The sequence below is a fragment of the Burkholderia sp. GW821-FHT14F03 genome (genome assembly GCF_058803765.1).
The window spans coordinates 40268-57094 of the sequence record NZ_JBXAPG010000038.1; the positions used below are offsets into that span (position 1 = coordinate 40268).

Genomic DNA, 16827 nt, shown 5'->3' on the forward strand with positions numbered 1-16827 from the left:
CGGGTTTCGCCGTCGTGTGTTTTCTCCGCGCCGGCGTGACTGCTGCCTGACGGATGGCCGGCGGTCCGCTTGCGCCGTATCTCGATGCCTGGGGCTTGGGTTGGTCGGCAGGCGCAACGAAACGGGCGTTGTGCAAGGTCGAAACTGTCTATTTCGCTTCGAATTGGGTTTTTGCAAACGGAAGGGTGTTTCAGCGGATTATTGCCCTGCGGGCGATTGCTTTTGGTAATACACTCACAAAGTGGATTTTCTGCAATGGATTGCATCCAATTTCATTGAATCTGAAATTCCCATTGATGCTCCATTCTGCGGCATGAAGGCTTCGCTGATTTGACTTGATCGGCGCGAGTCGCCATGCCGAACCCTCTGCGCTACTTCTCTCACAAAAATGAACGTAACCACGTCGGACGACTGCACCGGGATCCTGCCGAACCACCCGATGTCCAAGCATTTCATCGTATTCGGGTACCGGGACGGCGCCTATTCAACGATTCCCAACAACTTCTTCAGGAATTGGTTCGACGAAGAGGCGCAGATCGGGACGTTCCACATCGGGAAGGGGTCGGGCCTGGGTGTCGGGTCGATTGCGAAGTACGACGCGGGCCTTCAGAGTCTCAGGCTCGGGAAATATGTCGCGGGCGGACTGCGGCTGCGCTTCCTGCTGAACGGTCAGCACGAGACGCGCACCATATCGACCTGCATGTTCAGCGTGTTCGGCGATGGCCTGCGCAATGCCCCGCCGCCGCAGTACGGCGATACCGTCATTCACAACGATGTATGGATCGGGGATGAGGCGTTGTTCCTGGGCGGCAGCGAAGTGCAGAGCGGATGCGTGATCGGCGCGCGCACGGTCGTGCCGCCGAATTTCCGCTCGGAGCCTTATGGCATTTATGTCGGATCGCCTGCGCGGTTGGTCAAGTTCAGGTTCCCCGAGCGCGTGCGCGAAAGCCTGATCGACCTCGCATGGTGGGATATGCCGCTGCAATGGATCAAGCAGTATAACGATGCGTTCCTGGCGGATCTGACCGAGGATGAAGGGCAGGCGCTTGAGGTGCTGGCGGAGTTGAAGCGGGCGAAAACGGGTGCAGTGCAGGTGGCGTCGGCGTAAAGGGTGATCTTTCTCCGGCGGTGCGGGATCGTGATGCGCGCTGGCGGCAGAATGCGAACAACTCGCCAGGCAAGGCGCGGCTCGACGATGCTCTTGTGGGACGACGCAGGCAACGCGGTTCGGTGCCCGCGTTGCCCGATACGACGCAAGGCAGTCGAGTCGGCCGCGTGCCGATTTTTGTGCATTGCTTGGAGGAATATCTGTAATGAGAACGCTGACTGCTTCGATCTTGCTGATGGTTCTGTCGAGCGCTGCGCTTGCCGGGAGTCAATCCTTGTCTGCGGGAGAGGGGGGCGGGGTTGATGAGCTGGTAGCCCGGGTGTATGGAATACCATATCGCGATGCTGTCTGCGCGTTCAGCAATATCGATAAGGGCACCGGAAAGTATCTGAATAGAAAATTCAACGACAAAAAGATTCGCGAAGAAATTTATCGAAAGACGTTTGGCGATGTTTTGTCGGTGAGTCTGTTTGATAAATTGAAGCGCCAATGCGTCGATGCGACTCGCGCGGGCTTGAAGCCGGATTTCAGGACGGGCGATCTGGATGAGGAAGATGGCAACCTGTTTGACGCAGCGCCCACATTGAAGGTGACCGCCAGACCGGTGATCATTCAGAAGAGTGCTGCACGGCTGCGTCTCAAGGTGCTGTGGCGGGCATCCTATGGGGGCGCGGACGCTTTCCCGGTGATCGACGGGCGGACCGACCTGATATTGATTCGGGAAGGCGGGGGCTGGCGTATCGACGACGCGATTGCCAATCCGGCGTTTGCTTATCGCGATTTCGACATCATTGATTTCGACAATGCGACGGCGCGGGTGCACCTGCGGGAAGAGTGATGGGCATTGGCTCTGCGGGTAGCGCGGGATGGATCGAACGGCGTGGGCCAATCATTTGCGGATCATGCTCCGTCGCTCCGTCGCGCTGGATACTGCTGCGATGCGCGGTTCCGCATGTTTGGGCTCGAATGCACTGCAGGAGGCGTGACGGCATACGAACCACACGCAATGGCCGTATGCCGTCAGCAAGCGATGGACCTGGGCGACGCCGGCAGACCGCGGGCGTAGCGAAACCGGCTTACTTCAACGACGATTGTGCATCCTGCGTCGAGAGCATCCGCTCCACATACCGCGCGATCATATCGATCTCCAGATTCACCCGGCTCCCCGTCTTCAGATGCCGCAGCGTGGTCACTTCGATCGTATGCGGAATCAGATTGATCGAGAACTCGCATCCGTCCTCGCGATCCTCGACCCGGTTCACCGTGAGACTCACGCCGTTGACCGTCACCGAGCCCTTGTACGCGAGATAACGCCCGAGTTCGCGCGGCGCGAGCACGCGCAGCTCATGCGACTCGCCCACCGGCGCGAAATGCGAGACGACGCCGAGCCCGTCGACATGCCCCGACACGATATGCCCGCCGAGCCGGTCATGCGCGCGCAGCGCCTTCTCCAGGTTCACCTCGCCCGGCTCGGCGAGGCCGGCCGTCTTGTTGAGGCTCTCGCGCGACACCTCGACGTCGAACGTGTGCGCGGTCTTGCCGATCGCCGTCATGCATGCGCCCTGGATCGCGATGCTGTCGCCGAGCGCGACGTCGGCGAGATCCAGCCCGCCCGCATGCACGGTCAGGCGCACCCCTGCGTCGGGCGAGGTGCCCAGCGGCGTGATGGTTTCAATACGGCCGACTGCCGCGACGATTCCGGTAAACATCGTGGTCGATTCCATTCAAGTTGAGAGGGGAGCGGGCGCGAAGCGCGCAAGCACGCGCAGATCGTCGCCCACCCGATCGATACTGTGAAACGCGAATCTGACGCGTGCATCGAGCGTGGCCGGCGCCGCGAGATCGAACATGCCGGCCGCGTCGCGGCCCAGCAGGCTCGGCGCGAGATAGACGAGCAGCTCGTCGACGCATTGCTCGCGCAGCAGCGAGCCGTTCAGCTTGTGACCCGCCTCCACGTGCAATTCGTTGATGCCGCGCTGGCCGAGCGCCGCGAGCATCGCGCCCAGGTCGACCTTGCCGTGCGCGTTCGCGTGCGGCGCGATCTCCGCGCCGCGCGCGCGCAGCGCGTCGGCGCGCGCCTCGCCCGCCGCGTCGAGCGCGCCGCAGAAGATCAGGAGCGGCTCGCCTTCGAGCAGATGCGCGTCGAGCGGCAGTTCGAGCCGGCTGTCGACCAGCACGCGCCGCGGCTGGCGCGGCGTATCGATGCCGCGCACGGTCAGGTGCGGATTGTCCTCGCGCACGGTGCCGATCCCGGTCAGGATCGCGCAGGCGCGCGCGCGCCACGCATGGCCGTCGGCGCGTGCCTCCTCGCCCGTGATCCACTGGCTCTCGCCCGTCGGCAGCGCGGTGCGGCCGTCGAGCGACGCGGCGCTCTTCATGCGCACCCAGGGCCGGCCGCGCGTCATCCGCGACACGAAGCCGATGTTGAGTTCGTACGCCTCCTGCGCGAGCAGCCCGCAGCGCACGTCGATGCCCGCATCGCGCAGCATCGTGAGCCCGCGGCCCGACACCTGGGGATTCGGGTCTTCCATCGCGGCGATCACGCGGCCCACCTGCGCGTCGATCAGCTCGAGCGCGCACGGCGGCGTGCGGCCGAAGTGGCTGCACGGTTCGAGCGTCACATACACGGTCGCGCCGCGCAGGTCGTGGCCGCGCGCGCGCGCGTCCTTCATCGCCTGTACTTCCGCGTGGTCCTGGCCGGCGGGCTGGGTGAAGCCCTCGCCGATCACGACGTCGTCCTTGACGATCACGCAGCCGACGCGCGGGTTCGGCGTGGTCGTGAACATGCCGCGCGCCGCGAGGGCGAGCGCCTGCTGCATCCGTGCGAAATCGCTGTCCGAGAACATCGGCGCGCCGCTCCCGCTCAGGCCGCGAGTGCGGCGAACGCGCCGCGCGCCGCCGCCAGCGTCGCGTCGATCGTCGCGTCGTCGTGCGCGCTCGACACGAAGCCCGCCTCGTAGGCGGACGGCGCGAAGTACACGCCGGCGTCGAGCATCAGGTGGAAGAAGCGGTTGAAGCGCTCGACGTCGCTCTTCGTCACGTCCGCGAAGCGCGTCGGCACCTGCTCCGTGAAGTAGAGGCCGAACATCGCGCCGATCGCGTCCGCGCTGAACGGCACGCCGGCCGCGCGCGCCTCGGCGGCGAGGCCGTCGGCGAGGCGGCGGGTCTGGCGCGTCAGCGCATCGTAGAAGCCGGGCGCCTGGATCAGGCGCAGCGTCGCGAGACCGGCCGCGACCGCGATCGGGTTGCCGGACAGCGTACCCGCCTGGTACACGCCGCCGAGCGGCGCGAGCCGGGCCATGATGTCGCGGCGGCCGCCGAACGCGGCAGCCGGCATGCCGCCGCCGATCACCTTGCCGAGGCAGGTGAGGTCGGGCTGGATGCCGTAGTGCTGCTGCGCGCCGCCGAGCGCGACGCGGAACCCGCACATCACTTCGTCGAAGATCAGCACGGCGCCGTGCCGGGTGCACAGCGAGCGCAGCGCGCCGAGGAACTCGGGCGTGCCGCGCACGAGGTTCATGTTGCCCGCGACCGGCTCGACGATCACGGCGGCGATTTCGTCGCCGAAGGCCTGGAAGGCTTCTTCGAGCGCCGCGACGTTGTTGTATTCGAGCACGGTGGTGTGCTTTGCGATATCGGCGGGGACGCCGGCCGAGGTCGGGTTGCCGAAGGTCAGCAGGCCCGAGCCGGCCTTCACGAGCAGGCTGTCCGCGTGGCCGTGATAGCAGCCCTCGAACTTGACGATCCGGCTGCGGTCGGTGAAGCCGCGCGCGAGCCGCAGCGCGCTCATGGTGGCCTCGGTGCCGCTCGACACCATGCGCACCTGTTCGATCGACGGCACCAGCTTGCAGATTTCCTCGGCGATCTCGATCTCGGCCTCGGTCGGCGCGCCGAACGAGAAGCCGTCGGCGAGCACGCGCTGGACCGCGTCGAGCACCTCGGGATGGACGTGGCCGACGATCATCGGGCCCCACGAGCCGATGTAGTCGATGTAGCGCTTGTCGTCGGCGTCCCAGAAGTACGCGCCCTGCGCGCGCTTGACGAAGCGCGGCGTGCCGCCGACCGAGCGGAACGCCCGCACGGGCGAGTTGACGCCGCCCGGGATGGTCTGTTGCGCGCGTTCGAAGAGGATCTGATTGTTCGACATGGTTGGGACCTGCGAGAGAGGGGCGGCGGTTGCGGCGGGAGCGCCGCGGCCCGCGCCGGGCTGGACGATCGTTCGATTGTACCGGAGAGCCGCGCGGCGGGCCGGCCGGCCCCGTGCGGCGCTTGCGCGCGGGCTCAGCCGCGCGGCGGCTTGCGCTTGCCGGTCAGCTCGGCCCAGCGTTTCTCGAGGGCGCCTTCCGCCATCGGCTTGATCGAGATGCCGGAGGTTTGCGCGTCCCAGGTTTGCACCGAGAATGGATGCACGCGCAACGCATCGCGCGGGATCACGACTTCCGAGTGGCCGTCGACGAGCCAGTCGTAGACGAAGTCGATGCACAGCCGGTAGCCGCGCCTGGTGTTCGGGTCGGGCACCTCGTACGGTGCGCGGGTCACGTAGCCGGAGCCGAACACGCCCTTGGGCTCCTTTGCGACCCGGTGCAGGAAGACCCGGTCGCCGGGCAGGATGCTGCGCGAGAATCCGCAGCCCCAGACGTCCGCGACCGCCTCGCCGGCTTTCACGCGGGCGGCGACGTCGGGCAGCTCGGGCCACGGCCACTTCTTGGGGCTCCAGATCAGCAGGAAGGCGGTCATGTCGACGGGGCGCGCGGCGGGCAAAAGCGCGAGCTTACCCGATGGCGGCGGGTCGTGGCGGCGGCGCGTCCCGATGGGGTCGCGTACAATCAGGAGCATGCGGCGGCCGGTGTGGCCGCTTTCGCTGTGCCCAGCCGGCGCGCGTCGGCTGGCTTCTTCCGTGGAACCCCATGTCTCATGTCGTCAGACGCCGGCCCGATGGCCGGCTGATCCTGTTGCTCGGCGCGCTGGCCGCGTGTGGGCCGATCGCCACCGATATGTACCTGCCGAGCCTGCCGTCGATCGCCGATGGCTTCGGCGTCGGCGCGGCTGCCGCGCAGCGTACGCTGACCACCTTCATGGCGGGTTTCTCGATCGGCATGCTGCTGTATGGTCCGCTGTCCGACACCTACGGCCGCCGGCCGGTGCTGCTCGGCGGCATCGCGCTGTTTACGCTTGCGAGCATCGGCTGTTTTCTGTCGCCGTCGATCGACGTGCTGGTGGTGATGCGTTTTCTGCAGGCGTTCGGCGCGGGGGCGGCGTCGGTGCTGTCACGGGCGATCGCGCGGGATGCGCATGAGCCGACGGATGCGGCGAAGGTGCTGTCGATGGTGGCGATCGTCACGGCGGTCGGGCCGTTGCTTGCGCCGTTGCTGGGTGGGCAGATCTTGCGTTTCGTGGGCTGGCGGGGCGTGTTCGTGGTACTTGCGCTGGTGGGTGCGGCCTGTGCCGTGACGGCGTTCCTGCGCGTGCCGGAGACCTGGCCGCGCGAGCGGCGCGCGAGTTCCGCCGTGCTGCGTTCGTTCGCCGCGTATGGCCGGATCGTCGCCGATCCGGTGGCCTGGGGGCACATGCTGTGCGGCGGGATGGCCTTTGCGGCGATGTTCTCGTATATCACGGCGACGCCGTTCGTTTATATCGATTACTTCCATGTCTCGCCGCAGCATTATGGGCTGCTGTTCGGGCTCAACGTGGTCGGCATCATGATCGGCAACCTGATGAATACGCGCCTGGTCGGCCGGCTCGGATCGCTGAGGATCATCGCGGGCGCGTCGCTGGTGAGCAGCGTGGCGTCGCTGGCGGTCGCGCTGGTCGCGCTGACGGGGTGGGGCGGGCTGTGGTCGATCGTCGTGTGTCTGTTCTTCGTGGTGGGGGTGGTGGGGATCCTGTCCGCGAACTGCACGACCGATCTGATGCAGCGTTATCCGCATAACGCAGGCGCGGCGGCGGCGGTGTTCGGCGCGATGCAGCTCGCGTTGGGCGCTGTCGCGAGTGTCGCGATCGGGGCGCTCGCCGACGGTACGCCGTTTGGGATGGGCGTGACGATCGGGGTGATCGGGGTGTTGTGCTTCGGCGGGCGCACGTTGGTGTTGCGGTGGCACGGGCGGCCGGTGCGGGGGGATTGACGGTTGTTTGCTTCGCGCTCTGGGTTTGTCGTGGATGTCCTGTGAGGGTGTTGGTCTATTCGCGTCGCCCCTCCCCGGGGCAGGGGTCACTTTTCTTTGTCCCCCAAGGGGACTTCCTTCGGGGCGTCTTGCCAAAGAAAAGTAACCAAAAGAAAGGCGTTTTTTAGATCCGAAAATAAGGTGCGATGGCGTTCAGAGTGGCCCAGCCGTAGCGAGTGGCGTAAGGGCGCAACGGGGATCGGCCCGCGCAGGGTCCGACCATACGCGCCGTAAACGGAGTGGTATACCGCCCGCAAGCTTCTCCTCGCTGCGCTCGTAGATGGGTGCTTCATGCCGGTGGCTTCGGATTGACTGGTCGGGAATCGACGGTCCGATAACCACGCCCCCCAAAGCCCCGGCCTGACACACCTTCAATCCCGCGCGTTAGACGCGGCCCCATGACTTAACCAATCGAGCACATCCGCGGCCTCGTCATCCGCGCCGGCGCGCGCCTTCGCTTGCGCCACTGCGTCGCTCAGCTCCGCATCTGGCGACGCGCGCCGAATCGCGACGCCTACCGCGAGAATATCGATCATCAGCAGATGCAGGATCCGCGAGATCATCGACAACTGCGACTCCCGCATCTCGATATGATCGGTTTCGAGCGCCACGGTCGCGCGCTTTGCAAGCGGCGTATTGCTCGACGTGATCGCGATCACCTTCGCGCCCGCCTGCATCGCGACATCGAGCACGCGCAGCAATTCCGGCGCCCGTCCCGACTTCGACACCGCCACGATCACGTCGCCCGTGCCGAGCAACGCAGCCGACGCCGCCTGCATGTACAGGTCGCCGTACGCGATGGTCGGAATCCCGAAGCGGAAGAACTTGTAATGCGCGTCCTGCGCGACGATGTTCGAATTGCCGAGCCCGTAGAACTCGATCCGCCGGGCGGTGTTGAGGATCTCGATCGCCTGCTCGACCTGCTCGAAGTTCAGGTGCTCGCGCAACTGCAGGATCGCCGACACGGTGTTGTCGAGCACCTTCGCGCCGAAATCGGTCGCGGTGTCGCCGAGGTGCACCTGGCTGTGGCTCATCGGAATCGTGCCCGTCAAGCCCGTCGCGAGCTTCAGCTTGAAGTCGGACAACCCCTGGCAGCCGAGCGAGCGGCAGAAGCGGATCACGGTCGGCTGGCTCACGTCGGCCTTGCGCGCGATGTCGATGATCGGATCGTTGATGATCGAGCGCGGATGGTTGAGCGCGAGATCGGCCACGCGCCGCTCGGCCGGCGTCAGCGCATCGCGCATCTGGCGGATCCGCTCGAACACCGCCGACGACGCGCCGCCCGTGCGGTTCGACAACTGCTCCGACAGAATCGCCGACACGCCGAGAAACGCCGGATATTCGGCGGTGATCAGGTAGGTCGGGATGTTCGCGAGATAGCCTTCGAAACGGCCCTTGGCCTCGAAGCGCGCGCGGAACGGCGAGCGCGTGAACAGCTCGCCGAGCCGCGGCACCACGCCGCCGCCGATGTAGATGCCGCCCAGCGCGCCGAGCGTCGCCGCGAGGTTGCCCGCGAACGCGCCCAGGATCGCGCAGAAGCACTCGACACTCTCCAGCGCGAGCGCGTCGCCCGCGTGCGCGCGTTCGACGATCTCCGCCGTGTCGACGGTCGTCGCCACCCGCTTCTTGTCGCGCGCGGCGAGCGCGCGATAGATGATCTCCATGCCCGGGCCCGCGCACACGCGCTCGAACGACACGTGCGGATACTTCTTGCGCGCGTACTGCAGCACCAGATCCTCCCGCTCGTCCTGCGGCGCGAACGACGCATGGCCGCCCTCGCTGCCGAGCGCGATCCAGCGGTCGTCGGCCGGAATCAGCCCGGACACGCCGAGCCCGGTGCCCGGGCCGAGCAGCCCGATCACGCTGTTCTGCCGGCGCGCGCCGCCGCCGACCTGCACGCGCTGCGCATCGGTCAGCCCCGGCAGCGCCATCGCGAGCGCCGTGAAGTCGTTCACCACCAGCAGCGTGTCGAAGCCCAGCGCGCGGCGCGTCGCCTCGATCGAGAAGCTCCAGTTGTGATTGGTCATGCTGACCTGGTCGCCGTCGACCGGGTTCGCAATCGCGATCGCCGCATGGTTCACGCGGCCGATCTTCACGTCCTTCAGGTACTTGCGGATCGCGTCGGTCAACGTCGGGTAGTCGGCGCCGGGATACACGCGGATCTGCGTGATCTCGCCGGGGCCGGTTTCCAGCGCGAAGCGCGCGTTGGTGCCGCCGACGTCGGCCAGGAGGCGCGGGCCGTCGGCGTGCTGACTCGCGGCGGCCTTAGTTTGCACACCAGTAGACATCGAGCTTGATCCCCTTGTCGTTGGCCAGTTGCGAGATGGCGTTCCGCTGCGGCGCGGCCGCCGCGGCGTCGAGCACCGCGCGCTTGCGTTCACCCGCGATCAGCAGGAACAGCCGGTCGATGCGCTTGAGCGCGTCGAGCGACAGGCTCACGCGCGCGTGCGGCGCGGCCCCCGGATGCACGGCGACCCAGCGCTCGGGAGTCGTGGTCGCGTGGCTCCATTCGGGCGCATCGGCGAAGATCGACGCGGTATGCCCGTCCTCGCCCATGCCGAGCACGGCGACCTGCGGCAGCCGGTAGGCGGCGTTCGCGTTGAGCGCGGCGACGTGCGCGTCGAGCGCCGCGTGCGTGTCGACGAGCGGCAGGAAGCGCGCCGCCGACGCGGCGCCCTGCAGCAGCGTGTCGCGCACGAGCTGCGCGTTGCTGGCCGGATCGGTGTCGGGCACCCAGCGGTCGTCGACCAGCGTGACGTCGACCCGCGACCAGTCGAGCGCAATGCCCGACAGCGCCTGCAGGAACGGACGCGGGCTGGTGCCGCCGGACACGGCGAGCGTCGCGCCGGCCGGTTGCGCGAGCGTCGCGGCAAGCGCCGCGCCGACGGCTTGCGCGAGCGCGTCGGACTGGGCGCGCGGGCTTTCGAAAGCGTGAACCTCGATCACTTCTCCTCCAGGCTGCTTTTATTGAATTCGGTGGGGACGGCAGGACGGGGCGCGCGCGGCGGGGCGGCCGCGCGCCGCGCCGTCAGTTTTCCTCTTCGAGCCAGCAGGTGCCGTGCTGCGCGAGCATCGCGCTCGCGGCGGCCGGCCCCCAGGTGCCCGCCGCATACGGCTTGGGCGGCTTCAGCGATTGCGACCACTCGTTGAGGATCGGCTCGACCCAGCGCCAGGCGGCTTCCTGCTCGTCGCGCCGCACGAACAGCGCGAGGCGGCCGTTGATCACGTCGAGCAGCAGGCGCTGGTACGCCTCCATCTGGCCTTCCTTGAAGAACTGGTCGAACGCGAGATCGAGGTGCACGCTCGCGAGGTTCATCCCTTCGCCGGGCTGCTTCGCCAGGCAGTACAGGCGGATCGTCTCGTTCGGCTGCAGGCGGATCACGAGCCGGTTCGCGCCGGGGCGCAGCGCGGTCGGACCGAGCGCCGAATGCGGGACCGGCCGGAAATTGACGACGATCTCCGCCACCCGCTCGGCGAGCCGCTTGCCGGTGCGCAGGAAGAACGGCACGCCCGCCCAGCGCCAGTTCTCGATCTCGACCTTGAGCGCGACGAAGGTCTCGGTCGCGCTGTCGGGCTTCACGCCGGGCTCGGTCGCGTAGCCGGGCACCTGCGCGCCCTTGATCACGCCCGCGTGATACTGGCCGCGCACGGCGACCTTGCCGATGTCGCGCGGATCGATCGGCTTCAGCGCGCGCAGCACGCGCAGCTTCTCGTCGCGCACGGAGTCGGAATCCATCGAGTGCGGCGGCTCCATCGCGACGATCGACAGCAGCTGCAGCAGGTGGTTCTGCACCATGTCGCGCAGCGCGCCGGTATTGTCATAGAAATCGCCGCGCGCCTCGACGCCCAGCTCCTCCGCGATCGTGATCTGGATGCTCTCGACCCACTCGCGCCGCCACATCGGTTCGAACAGCGCATTGCCGAAGCGCAGCGCGAGCAGGTTCTGCACCGGCTCCTTGCCGAGGTAGTGGTCGATCCGGTAGATCTGGTCTTCCGCGAAGATCTCGCCGACCGCGTCGTTGATCGCGTTCGACGAGCGCAGGTCGTAGCCGAGCGGCTTTTCCAGCACGATGCGCGCGCCTTCGTTCAGGCCGACCGCGGCCAGCGCCTTGCAGATCGGCTCGAACAGCGACGGGCCGGTCGCGAGGTAGAACACCCGGATGCCCGACAGTTCGGCCACCGTGTCGCGCAACAGTTCGTAGTCCTCGGCGCGGCCGAGGTCCAGCTTCACGTAGACGATGCGCTCGAGGAAGCTGCGCCAGGTGGCGTCGTCGAACGCGGCGCCCGCGGCCTTCGCCGCGTGCGGCTTCACGCGCTCCTCGACCCATTCCAGATAGCCGTTCCGATCCGCCGCATGGCGGGCCACCGCGACGATCCTGCCGGTCTCGGACAGCATCTTCGAGCGATGCGCCTCGTACAGCGCCGGAAGGATCTTGCGCATCGACAAATCGCCGGTGCCGCCGAAAAGAACGAAGGTGAAGCTGGAATCGGTATGCATGTGTCTCCGCCGGGTTCGGGTGGCCGCTGAGCAAGCCGTAGTGCGATAAAAATATTTTTGACACTGAATTGTAGTTTAACTACAATCCGCCGCAAGGGGTAGCACCCAGCCGAAGAAAAAAGAAGCGCTCGGTACAAAGAGCGCATTCGTCGGTCGGGGCATGCGGCGCGCGAGGCGCGCCGAGTGTGGATGTTATCGGACATTGGTGGTGCGCATGGTTGACGCCGCGTGTCGCTGCGCCCCTGGCCCGAGCCGCGCCCCGCGTCGAAGGCCAGAATCAGAAGAGGAGACATATCGTTGAAGCGCGAGTCACTCAGTTCTTGAGAGCCCCCGGCCGGCATCGGCCCGCACGCATCGCCGCATGGCCTGCGTCGTTCGCGGCTCGGTTCCCCCCGGTTTCCCGTCTGTCCTGTAGCAAGCCGGCTTTCGCCTGGCGTGAAAGCCTTACGAGTTGATTCATCTGGAGGAGATAAGTAATGAAAGTTCGCGCGATCATGGGCGCGCTGTGCGCCGCGGGTCTGATGTTCGGCGCCGCGGCGGCGCAGGCGGCGGAGAACGTCACGGTGCTGCACTGGTGGACGTCGGGCGGTGAATCGAAGGCCGTCGGCGTGCTGAAGGACGACCTGCAGAAGCAGGGCTACGTGTGGAAGGATTTCGCGGTCGCGGGCGGCGCAGGCGCCGCGGCGATGACCGCGCTGAAGACCAAGGTGATCAGCGGCGACGCGCCGTCGGCCGCGCAGATCAAGGGCCCGCTGATCCAGGATTGGGCGGACCAGGGCGTGCTCGTCAACATCGATCCGGCCACGGCCGACTGGAAGCAGAACCTGCCGCCCGAGATCGACAAGATCATCAAGTACAAGGGCAACTACGTCGCCGCGCCGTTCTCGGTGCACCGCGTGAACTGGCTCTACATCAACAAGGCGGCGCTCGACAAGATCGGCGCCAAGGTGCCGACCACCTGGCCTGAATTCTTCCAGGTCGCCGACAAGCTCAAGGCGGCCGGGATCCAGCCGGTCGCGATGGGCGGCCAGCCGTGGCAGGACCTGACGCTGTGGGAGGACGTGGTGCTGTCGCAGGGCCCGGCGTTCTACAGGAAGGCGCTGGTCGACCTCGACCAGGCCACGCTGACCTCGCCGCAAATGCTCGACGTGTTCAACACGGTGCGCCGGATCCAGGGCTACTTCGACAACGGCCGCAACGGCCGCGACTGGAACCTGGCGACCGCGATGGTCATCAATGGCAAGGCCGGCATGCAGTTCATGGGCGACTGGGCGAAGGGCGAGTTCGAGAACGCCGGCAAGAAGGCGGGCAAGGACTACATCTGCGCGGCGGTGCCGGGCACCGCGAACGCCTACACGTTCAACGTCGACTCGTTCGTGTTCTTCCAGCAGAAGGGCGCGAAGACCCCGACCCCGGGCCAGGTCGCGCTCGCCAAGACCATCATGACGCCGGACTTCCAGGAGCAGTTCAGCCTGCTGAAGGGCTCGGTGCCGGTGCGCCTCGGCGTGAAGATGGACAAGTTCGACGATTGCGCGAAGAAGTCCTATGCCGACGAGCAGACGGCGATCAAGTCGGGCGGCTTCGTGCCGTCGCTCGCGCACGGCATGGCGCAGAACGACGCCACGGCGGGCGCGATCACCGACGTCGTCACGAAGTTCATGAACTCGTCGCAGGATTCGAAGAGCGCGGTGGCCGCGCTCGCGAAGGCCGCGAAGGTGAAGTGATCCGGCGCCCGCCGCGTCCGGCCGCCTGTGCGCGCCGGACGCGGCGGGGCTTGCCGCAGCGGGCCGTGGCCGGCCCGCGCCGTACCCGCCGTCCGTCCCGGCTCGCGCCGGGCAGGCGCTCTTGCTCCAGGAGTCGAAACAAGTGGCTGCCCCTCTTAGCGGAAATCGCGGCACCGGACCCAGCGCGGGCGACGCGCCTCGCACGTCGCCGCTGTCGGCCTTCGCCGACCGCTGGATTCCGAAGCTGGTGCTCGCACCCAGCATCGCGATCGCCGTGGTGTTCATCTACGGCTTCATCATCGTCACGGGCTACCTGTCGCTGACCAACTCGCGACTGCTGCCCAACTACGAATTCGACGGCTTCGGCCGCTACACCGACCTGTTCCAGAACGACGTCTGGTGGACCTCGGCCGCGAATCTCGGCTGGTTCGGCATTCCGTTCATCGCGATCTGCGTGGCGCTGGGCCTGTTCCTCGCCATCCTGCTCGATCAGAAGATCCGCAACGAAGGCGCGCTGCGCGCGGTGTTCCTGTATCCGATGGCGCTGTCGTTCATCGTCACGGGCACCGCCTGGCAGTGGATCCTGAATCCCGGCCTCGGGCTCGAGAAGGTCATGCACGACTGGGGCTTCGCGAACTTCTCGTTCGGCTGGCTCGACGATCCGGACAAGGCGATCTTCTGCGTGGTGATCGCGGCCGTGTGGCAGTCGACCGGCTTCGTGATGGCGCTGTTCCTGGCCGGCCTGCGCGGCGTCGACGCCGAGATCTTCAAGGCGGCCCAGGTCGACGGCGCGACGCTGCCGACCATCTACCGCAAGATCGTGATCCCGAGCATGCGCCCGGTGTTCTTCTCGGTGCTGCTGATCCTCTGCCACATCACGATCAAGACCTTCGACCTCGTCGTCGCGCTGACGGCGGGCGGGCCGGGCACATCCTCGTCGCTGCCGGCGATGTTCATGTACACGTTTTCGTTCAACCGCGGGCAACTGGGCCTCGGCGCGGCGTCGTCGGTGATGATGCTCGCGACGGTGGTCGCGGTGCTCGTGCCGCTCATGTATCTGGAATCGAGGAGCACCCGCAATGCAGCCTAAGATGACGATCAGCCGGGCGGTCATCTACGCGGCGCTGATCCTGTTCGCGCTGTACTTCCTGTTCCCGATCTACGTGATGCTGTCGACCTCGTTCAAGGATCTCGACCAGCTGCGCACCGGCAACCTGCTGACGCCGCCGTCGCACTGGACCGTCGATCCGTGGCTCAAGGCCTGGAGCGGCGCCTGCACCGGCGTGCGCTGCGACGGCATGAAGCCGTTCTTCTTCAACTCGATCAAGATGGTGATCCCGGCGGTGCTGATCTCGTCGCTGGTCGGCGCGTTCAACGGCTACGTGCTGACCCACTGGCGCTTTCGCGGCGCGGATGCGCTGTTCACGATGCTGCTCGTCGGCTGCTTCATCCCGTTCCAGGTGATCCTGCTGCCGATGGCGCGCGTGCAGGGCTACCTCGGCCTCGCCAACACGACGACGGGCCTCGTGCTCGTGCACGTGGTGTACGGGATCGCGTTCACGACGATGTTCTTCCGAAACTTCTACGTGAGCGTGCCGGCGGAACTCGTGAAGGCCGCGCGCATCGACGGCGCGGGCTTCTTCACGATCTTCACGAAGATCCTGATGCCGGTGTCGCTGCCGATCTTCATGGTGTGCCTGATCTGGCAGTTCACGCAGATCTGGAATGACTTCCTGTTCGGGATCGTGTTCTCCGGCGTCGATTCGATGCCGATCACGGTGGCGCTGAACAACCTCGTCAACACGTCGACGGGCGTGAAGGAATACAACGTCGACATGGCGGGCGCGATCATCGCCGCGCTGCCGACGCTGCTCGTGTACGTGGTCGCCGGCCGCTACTTCGTGCGCGGCTTGACGGCGGGGGCGGTGAAGGGATAGGCCGGATGCCCGCCGCGCGCGCGTCGCGCGGCGGGACTTGCATGGGACCGGGGCCGGCGCCGCAACGCCGACCCTGATCGACAGCGTTGCATGGGATCGGCGTGAAGCACGACAGCACGCACGCCGGTCGACATATAGACAGAGGATTCACAGCATGGCAAGCCTTTCCATCCGTGACGTGTACAAGACCTACCCGAACGGGGTGCCGGTTCTGAAGGGTGTCGACATCGACATCGAGGACGGCCAGTTCCTGATCCTGGTGGGCGGCTCGGGCTGCGGGAAGTCGACGCTGCTCAACATGATCGCCGGGCTCGAGACCGTGACGCGCGGCGAGATCCGGATCGACGGCAAGGTCGTCAACGACCTGTCGCCGAAGGATCGCGACATCGCAATGGTGTTCCAGTCGTACGCGCTGTATCCGTCGATGACGGTGCGCGAGAACATCTCGTTCGGCCTGAACATCCGCAAGGTGCCGAAGGCCGAGCAGAAGCAGATCGTCGATCGCGTTTCCGCGATGCTGCAGATCGAGCACCTGCTCGACCGCAAGCCGGGCCAGCTGTCGGGCGGCCAGCGCCAGCGCGTCGCGATGGGCCGCGCGCTCGCGCGCGATCCGGCGCTGTTCCTGTTCGACGAACCGCTCTCGAACCTCGACGCGAAGCTGCGCATCGAGATGCGCTCGGAAATCAAGCTGCTGCACCAGCGCCTCGGCACGACGATCGTCTACGTGACGCACGACCAGATCGAGGCGATGACGCTCGGCGACCGCATCGCGGTGATGAAGGACGGCGTGGTCCAGCAGTTCGGCGCGCCGCAGGAGATCTACGATTCGCCGTCGAACCTGTTCGTCGCGGGCTTCATCGGCGCGCCGCCGATGAACTTCATCAACGGCCGGCTGGTCGAGCAGGGCAGCGGCGTCGGCCTCGAACTCGACACGGGCGCGATGCGCGGCGTGCTGAACCTGCCGTTCGACGCCAAGCGGATGAACGGCCATGTCGGCCGCGAAGTGATCCTCGGGCTGCGTCCCGAGCGCATCACCGACGCGCGCAGCGCGCACAACGGCGAGGCGTCGAGCCTGCAGCCGATCGACGTGCGGGTCGACGTGACGGAGCCGACCGGCCCCGATACCCACGTGTTCGCGCAGGTCAACGGCAAGCGCATCGTGAGCCGCGTGCACCCGGCCGCCGAGCCGCGCGCGCAGGAAAACCTGACGCTGATGTTCGACGTATCGAAGGCGGTGGTGTTCGATCCGGCGACCGAGGCGCGGATCGTCTGAACGACGAGGCCGGCGCGCCGGCGAGCATCTGGATGAAGCGAGGCCCGAGGGCGAGCCCCTGAGTGCAAGACCCTCAGGGCCTCCAGACTGCTGACAAGCCCCACGTTTTCCGGAGCGTGGGGCTTT

General features: G+C 66.7%; 13 protein-coding genes and 1 pseudogene. 7 read left to right on the top strand and 7 right to left on the bottom strand.

Features of this window, described 5'->3' with window-relative positions; translation table 11 throughout:
* Nucleotides 1-388 precede the first annotated feature (388 nt).
* Nucleotides 389-1108, top strand: coding sequence for an LbetaH domain-containing protein (locus tag AC1RQF_RS23850; protein ID WP_492873105.1), 720 nt, complete (start codon nucleotides 389-391; stop codon nucleotides 1106-1108).
* 205 nt (nucleotides 1109-1313) lie between these two features.
* Nucleotides 1314-1946, top strand: a complete 633-nt coding sequence (locus tag AC1RQF_RS23855) for a hypothetical protein (RefSeq protein ID WP_492873106.1) — start codon at nucleotides 1314-1316, stop codon at nucleotides 1944-1946.
* Between the two features lie 238 nt (nucleotides 1947-2184).
* On the opposite strand, the gene AC1RQF_RS23860 is transcribed toward AC1RQF_RS23855, so the two are convergent.
* The 4 genes and pseudogenes from AC1RQF_RS23860 to AC1RQF_RS23875 all read right to left on the bottom strand — a co-directional run bounded on the left by AC1RQF_RS23860 (nucleotide 2185) and on the right by AC1RQF_RS23875 (nucleotide 5845).
* Nucleotides 2185-2817 (bottom strand): riboflavin synthase, encoded by a 633-nt coding sequence (locus tag AC1RQF_RS23860; RefSeq protein WP_274001718.1) that lies wholly within the window; start codon nucleotides 2815-2817, stop codon nucleotides 2185-2187.
* A 15-nt stretch (nucleotides 2818-2832) separates the two neighbouring features.
* Entirely contained in the window at nucleotides 2833-3954 is a 1122-nt protein-coding gene (gene ribD, locus AC1RQF_RS23865) for a bifunctional diaminohydroxyphosphoribosylaminopyrimidine deaminase/5-amino-6-(5-phosphoribosylamino)uracil reductase RibD (RefSeq protein WP_492873107.1), read from the bottom strand.
* 17 nt (nucleotides 3955-3971) lie between these two features.
* Nucleotides 3972-5406 (bottom strand): annotated as a pseudogene (gene hemL, locus AC1RQF_RS23870) (glutamate-1-semialdehyde 2,1-aminomutase); the annotation flags it as partial.
* Entirely contained in the window at nucleotides 5390-5845 is a 456-nt protein-coding gene (locus AC1RQF_RS23875; protein ID WP_274001720.1) for a hypothetical protein, read from the bottom strand. The gene AC1RQF_RS23875 and the pseudogene hemL, both read right to left, overlap by 17 nt.
* Before the next feature lie 170 nt (nucleotides 5846-6015).
* On the opposite strand from AC1RQF_RS23875, the gene AC1RQF_RS23880 reads away from it, so the two are divergent.
* A complete protein-coding gene (locus AC1RQF_RS23880; protein WP_274001721.1) occupies nucleotides 6016-7230 on the top strand; it encodes a Bcr/CflA family multidrug efflux MFS transporter in 1215 nt (404 codons plus the stop codon).
* Nucleotides 7231-7640: 410 nt separating this feature from the next.
* On the opposite strand, the gene AC1RQF_RS23885 is transcribed toward AC1RQF_RS23880, so the two are convergent.
* The 3 genes from AC1RQF_RS23885 to zwf form a co-directional block, all read right to left on the bottom strand.
* Nucleotides 7641-9557, bottom strand: coding sequence for a bifunctional transcriptional regulator/glucokinase (locus AC1RQF_RS23885; RefSeq protein ID WP_492873108.1), 1917 nt, complete (start codon nucleotides 9555-9557; stop codon nucleotides 7641-7643).
* On the bottom strand, nucleotides 9535-10215 hold the full coding sequence (gene pgl / locus AC1RQF_RS23890) for a 6-phosphogluconolactonase (protein WP_274001724.1): 681 nt from the start codon (nucleotides 10213-10215) through the stop codon (nucleotides 9535-9537). Before pgl ends, AC1RQF_RS23885 begins: the two co-directional genes overlap by 23 nt.
* Before the next feature lie 82 nt (nucleotides 10216-10297).
* Nucleotides 10298-11767, bottom strand: a complete 1470-nt coding sequence (gene zwf, locus AC1RQF_RS23895; protein ID WP_274001727.1) for a glucose-6-phosphate dehydrogenase — start codon at nucleotides 11765-11767, stop codon at nucleotides 10298-10300.
* A 476-nt stretch (nucleotides 11768-12243) separates the two neighbouring features.
* Between zwf and AC1RQF_RS23900 the strand changes: the two genes are divergently transcribed.
* The 4 genes from AC1RQF_RS23900 to AC1RQF_RS23915 all read left to right on the top strand — a co-directional run bounded on the left by AC1RQF_RS23900 (nucleotide 12244) and on the right by AC1RQF_RS23915 (nucleotide 16701).
* Nucleotides 12244-13491, top strand: a complete 1248-nt coding sequence (locus AC1RQF_RS23900; RefSeq protein WP_274001728.1) for an ABC transporter substrate-binding protein — start codon at nucleotides 12244-12246, stop codon at nucleotides 13489-13491.
* A gap of 142 nt (nucleotides 13492-13633) precedes the next feature.
* Entirely contained in the window at nucleotides 13634-14581 is a 948-nt protein-coding gene (locus AC1RQF_RS23905; protein WP_274001729.1) for a carbohydrate ABC transporter permease, read from the top strand.
* A complete protein-coding gene (locus AC1RQF_RS23910) occupies nucleotides 14571-15428 on the top strand; it encodes a carbohydrate ABC transporter permease (RefSeq protein WP_274001730.1) in 858 nt (285 codons plus the stop codon). The genes AC1RQF_RS23905 and AC1RQF_RS23910 overlap by 11 nt, the downstream gene beginning before the upstream one ends.
* Before the next feature lie 154 nt (nucleotides 15429-15582).
* The gene (locus AC1RQF_RS23915; protein ID WP_274001732.1) at nucleotides 15583-16701 is read left to right on the top strand and encodes an ABC transporter ATP-binding protein; all 1119 of its coding nucleotides are present in this window, start codon (nucleotides 15583-15585) and stop codon (nucleotides 16699-16701) included.
* The last annotated feature ends 126 nt before the right edge of the window (nucleotides 16702-16827 follow it).

Excerpts from the sequence above, each read along its gene's own strand:
- AC1RQF_RS23850 (WP_492873105.1), top strand. The coding sequence starts at position 389 with ATGAACGTAACCACGTCGGACGACTGCACCGGGATCCTGCCGAACCAC.
- AC1RQF_RS23855 (WP_492873106.1), top strand. The coding sequence starts at position 1,314 with ATGAGAACGCTGACTGCTTCGATCTTGCTGATGGTTCTGTCGAGCGCT.
- AC1RQF_RS23860 (WP_274001718.1), bottom strand. The coding sequence starts at position 2,817 with ATGTTTACCGGAATCGTCGCGGCAGTCGGCCGTATTGAAACCATCACG.
- ribD (WP_492873107.1), bottom strand. The coding sequence starts at position 3,954 with ATGTTCTCGGACAGCGATTTCGCACGGATGCAGCAGGCGCTCGCCCTC.
- AC1RQF_RS23875 (WP_274001720.1), bottom strand. The coding sequence starts at position 5,845 with ATGACCGCCTTCCTGCTGATCTGGAGCCCCAAGAAGTGGCCGTGGCCC.
- AC1RQF_RS23880 (WP_274001721.1), top strand. The coding sequence starts at position 6,016 with ATGTCTCATGTCGTCAGACGCCGGCCCGATGGCCGGCTGATCCTGTTG.
- AC1RQF_RS23885 (WP_492873108.1), bottom strand. The coding sequence starts at position 9,557 with ATGTCTACTGGTGTGCAAACTAAGGCCGCCGCGAGTCAGCACGCCGAC.
- zwf (WP_274001727.1), bottom strand. The coding sequence starts at position 11,767 with ATGCATACCGATTCCAGCTTCACCTTCGTTCTTTTCGGCGGCACCGGC.
- AC1RQF_RS23900 (WP_274001728.1), top strand. The coding sequence starts at position 12,244 with ATGAAAGTTCGCGCGATCATGGGCGCGCTGTGCGCCGCGGGTCTGATG.
- AC1RQF_RS23910 (WP_274001730.1), top strand. The coding sequence starts at position 14,571 with ATGCAGCCTAAGATGACGATCAGCCGGGCGGTCATCTACGCGGCGCTG.
- AC1RQF_RS23915 (WP_274001732.1), top strand. The coding sequence starts at position 15,583 with ATGGCAAGCCTTTCCATCCGTGACGTGTACAAGACCTACCCGAACGGG.